Source organism: Synechococcus sp. MU1655 (genome assembly GCF_023630655.1).
GTDB lineage: Bacteria > Cyanobacteriota > Cyanobacteriia > PCC-6307 > Cyanobiaceae > Synechococcus_C.
In genome coordinates this window covers 1-3937 of sequence record NZ_JAKUHK010000196.1, presented here as the reverse complement: position 1 = coordinate 3937, position 3937 = coordinate 1, and the positions used below count along the sequence as shown (strand labels likewise).

At 55.7% G+C, this 3937-nt stretch carries 3 protein-coding genes; all 3 read left to right on the top strand.

Annotated elements, in window-relative coordinates; genetic code table 11:
• Positions 1-85: 85 nt before the first annotated feature.
• Complete coding sequence (locus tag NCN04_RS09070) at positions 86-1540, top strand: TldD/PmbA family protein (RefSeq protein ID WP_250395872.1); 1455 nt, start codon at positions 86-88, stop codon at positions 1538-1540.
• A 2-nt stretch (positions 1541-1542) separates the two neighbouring features.
• Positions 1543-2910: a TldD/PmbA family protein gene (locus tag NCN04_RS09065; RefSeq protein ID WP_048346431.1), complete on the top strand. Its 1368-nt coding sequence runs from the start codon at positions 1543-1545 to the stop codon at positions 2908-2910.
• Between the two features lie 10 nt (positions 2911-2920).
• Positions 2921-3937 (top strand): methionyl-tRNA formyltransferase (gene fmt, locus NCN04_RS09060; RefSeq protein ID WP_250395871.1); only part of this gene is annotated, 1017 nt, incomplete at its 3' end.

Genomic DNA, 3937 nt, shown 5'->3' with positions numbered 1-3937 from the left:
CCAGGCGTTCGTTGAGAGGGACCTATCGACCAGCACCTCTGTCTGCGTTTCCTTCTGCGATTCTCCATAATCAAGGCTGACGCAGATGAGGGGCTTGGTCGATACCCATCCCGCTCTTAACCAGACATTCAATCTGGATCCGAGCCACACCCCCTGGAAAGATCGCCTGGAAACGCTTCTTCAGACAGGGGTCCGTGCTGGTGCGGATCTTGTAGAAGTGTTCCTAGAACGCACGGATCATTTAGGTGTGCTCGCCGAACAGGAACGCATCACAAGTGTGTCTCCATCTTTCGGAATGGGCGCAGGAATCCGCGTCTTCCTCGGACACCGAGACGGTTTCGTGAGCACGAACGATCTCAGTGAATCCGGCTTAGCCCAGGCGCTTGACCAAGCCTTGGCCATGCTCGAATTGGAGCACAATGCTCTCCAGCATGATCGAGGCTTTCAGGGGCTCCATCCACTCAGAGATTTTGGGGTCAACAAAGACACCTGGCTCACTCAGTCCCCCGAGCTCAGTGAAATCACACAGCGACTGCTGGAAGGAACAGCTCGTCTTGATCAGCTGGGAGAGCACCTGGAGGTGCGAAGAGGCAGCTTTTCACGGGATTGGCAAGAGGTTCTTGTGGCAGCCAGTGATGGGACCTATGCCCGCGACATCCGTCTGCATCAGTCCAGCGGCCTGAGTGTCCTGGCCGCAGATGGCGAGCATCGTGCAAACATCGCTCGCCGGTTTGGATCCAGCGATCGCCCTAATGACCTACGGGACTGGGATGTGGATGCAGCGGCCAACGAAGTGTGCACCAGTGCAGCAACCATGCTCCATGCCAATTACGTGGATGGAGGGCAGATGCCAGTGGTTCTCGCCAATCGTTTTGGAGGGGTCATATTCCATGAAGCCTGCGGCCATCTGCTCGAAACCACACAGGTTGAACGGGGAACGACCCCCTTTGCAGATCAAGTTGGAGAAGTGATTGCCAACCCTGCAGTCACCGCGATTGATGAAGGTTTGAGTAGCGGTGCCTTTGGTTCCCTATCCATGGACGATGAGGGGATGGAATCACAACGCACGGTCTTAATCGAGCAAGGCGTCTTAAAAGGATTTTTGAGTGATCGTGCCGGTGAACTACGGACCGGTCATGTGCGTACCGGAAGCGGTAGGAGACAAAACCATGGTTTTGCTGCTGCAAGTCGCATGCGTAACACCTACATCGCTGCAGGTCCCCACAGCTCTGACGAACTGATCCAATCCGTCGATCGTGGCCTGTATTGCAAATCGATGGGCGGTGGAAGTGTGGGACCAACCGGTCAATTCAATTTCTCTGTGGAAGAGGGCTACATCATTGAGAATGGACAACTGGGGCGTCCTGTGAAGGGAGCCACCTTGATCGGGGAAGCCAAGGAAGTCATGCCGAGGATTTCCATGTGCGCCAACGACCTCGATTTAGCCGCTGGATACTGCGGATCGGTGAGCGGCAGCATTTTTGTCACGGTGGGGCAACCCCACATCAAGGTTGATTCGATCACGGTGGGAGGCCGCTGACCATGACCCATACACCTCTCAATGTGGAAGAGCTCCGCGATCAGCTCCACGCCCTAGCGACCAGGGATGGAATCCGTCAATGGGATCTTGGAGCCAGCAGAGGCATGAATGCTTCGGTCCAAGTGGATCGAGGGGAAGCGAAGCAAATGAAGGCTGCTCAACGCAGTTCCATCACTGTGCGCGTTTGGAATGAGCAAGGACTGGTTGGTGTGACCAGCACCTCTGATCTGTCACCAGGAGGCCTCGAGAAGGCACTCAATGGTGCTTATCAGGCCAGTGCTTTTGGAAATGCAGAAGACATTCCAGGCTTTTCGCCACTCGCAACAGCACCGATCCCCGAGATTGATCGACCACTCAAACCCTCTCAGAGCATTCAGACGTTGCTCAGCACCCTGAAAGATGTGGAAGGAGAACTCCTTGCTAAACACCCTGCAATCGAAACCGTTCCCTATAACGGCTTGAGCGAGGGCAATAGCGAGCGGATTTACCTCAACAGCGAAGGGGCGCTTCGCCACATGCAACGGACTCAGGCCAGCCTTTACCTGTATGCCCGTGCCGAAGAAAGTGGCAGAAAACCTCGCAGTGGCGGAGCTGTGCGCGTAGCGCTGGGAAGCGCTGATCTGGATCTGAGCGGCTGCATCAAGGAAGCAGCCGAACGCACCATCAGCCATCTCAACTACCAACCGATCGATACCGGTCGCTATCTGGTCTGCTTCACGCCAGAGGCTTTCCTGGATCTGCTCGGTGCATTCAGCAGCATGATGAATGCCCGTTCCATTCTTGATGGGATCAGTCTCAGCAGCAAGGAATCGCTCGGCCAACAACTGGCGGTGCCATTTTTTAATTTGCACGACAACGGTTTGCATCCCAATCACGTGGGAGCAGCTGCCTTTGATGGAGAAGGCACACCAACCAAACGCCTCTGTCTGATTGGCAACGGCAAGTTGGAGAATCTGCTCCATTCCGAGGCCACAGCTCGTCAGTTTGGTGTTCAACCCACCGGTCATGCCGGACTCGGAGCCAAGGTGTCCGTTGGTCCAGATTGGTTTGAAGTGAGTACAAGCGAAGAGGGCAGCAGTGCCGCTGCCCATCTCGACCATCGGAATACTCGGGATACTTTCGTGTTGATCGAAAGTTTGAGCGCACTCCATGCAGGCGTAAAGGCGAGTCAAGGGGCCTTTTCACTTCCATTTGATGGCTGGCTCGTGAAAGATGGTGAGCGCATCTCTGTGGAAGCAGCCACGATCGCCGGCGACATCCGAGATGTTCTGAAAGGGATCGTTCACTTGGAACCCAATGAGGTGGTGACCCACCAAGGTGTGTCACCCCATGTGTGGGTGGATGGTTTGGCAATTACAGGCGAGGCCTGAGCTTCGCTCGATGAAGATTTTGTTTTGGGGAACTCCCGACTATGCAGTGCCAACCCTGGTCGCTCTGCATCAAGCTGGCCATACGCTCGTCGGAGTGGTCACCCAACCGGATCGACGCCGAGGGCGTGGTAAGACTTTGATTCCCTCAGCGGTGAAAGCCAAGGCCCTTGAAATGGGGATCACCGTGTTCACGCCGGAACGGATCAAGCAGGACGAAGGCTGCCAAAGGCAACTTGCCGAGCTTCAAGCTGACCTATCCGTCGTGGTGGCATTCGGTCAAATCTTGCCGAAACGTGTGCTGGATCAACCGCCACTGGGGTGTTGGAACGGCCATGGATCCGTACTTCCCCGATGGAGAGGTGCTGGACCAATTCAGTGGTCAATTCTGGAAGGAGACCCCGAAACCGGCGTGGGTGTTATGGCCATGGAAGAGGGACTGGACACAGGACCTGTTCTGATTGAGCGAAACCTGCCGATTGGGTTACTTGAAAACGGCCACACTCTGGCCAAACGCATGAGCACTCTCACCGCTGAACTCATGGTGGAAGCGATGCCATTGATTGAATCAGCAGGACCGGGAACCGAGCCCGAACGCAGGGCTCGCCTCAAGGTGATCAACCAGGCTGATCGCCAAGGAGACGCGAGTTACGCACGCATGCTCACCAAACAAGATCACCAGATCGACTGGTCTGCCTCGGCACTCACCATTCATCGAAAAGTGATGGCGCTCTATCCAAATGCCGTCACGCTTTGGAACAACAAACGCCTCAAACTCCTCCATTGCGAACCCCTCATCGATCGACTGAAAGAGGAACTCAGCGCCGATGTACATCCCCTGATCGGACGCTGGCCCACAGAAGGTCATCCTCCGGGAACAGTCTTGGAGTCTGTGAAGGGAATCGGGGTCGTCGTGAGCACGAGTGGCTGTCCGATCCTCGTTCGAGCCGCACAGCTCGAGGGGAAAGGGCGGAGCGATGGCGACTCCCTTCTTCAACAACTCAACGCTGCCCCCAATCAGCAATTCGGC

Excerpts from the sequence above, each read along its gene's own strand:
- NCN04_RS09065 (WP_048346431.1), top strand. The coding sequence starts at position 1,543 with ATGACCCATACACCTCTCAATGTGGAAGAGCTCCGCGATCAGCTCCAC.
- NCN04_RS09070 (WP_250395872.1), top strand. The coding sequence starts at position 86 with ATGAGGGGCTTGGTCGATACCCATCCCGCTCTTAACCAGACATTCAAT.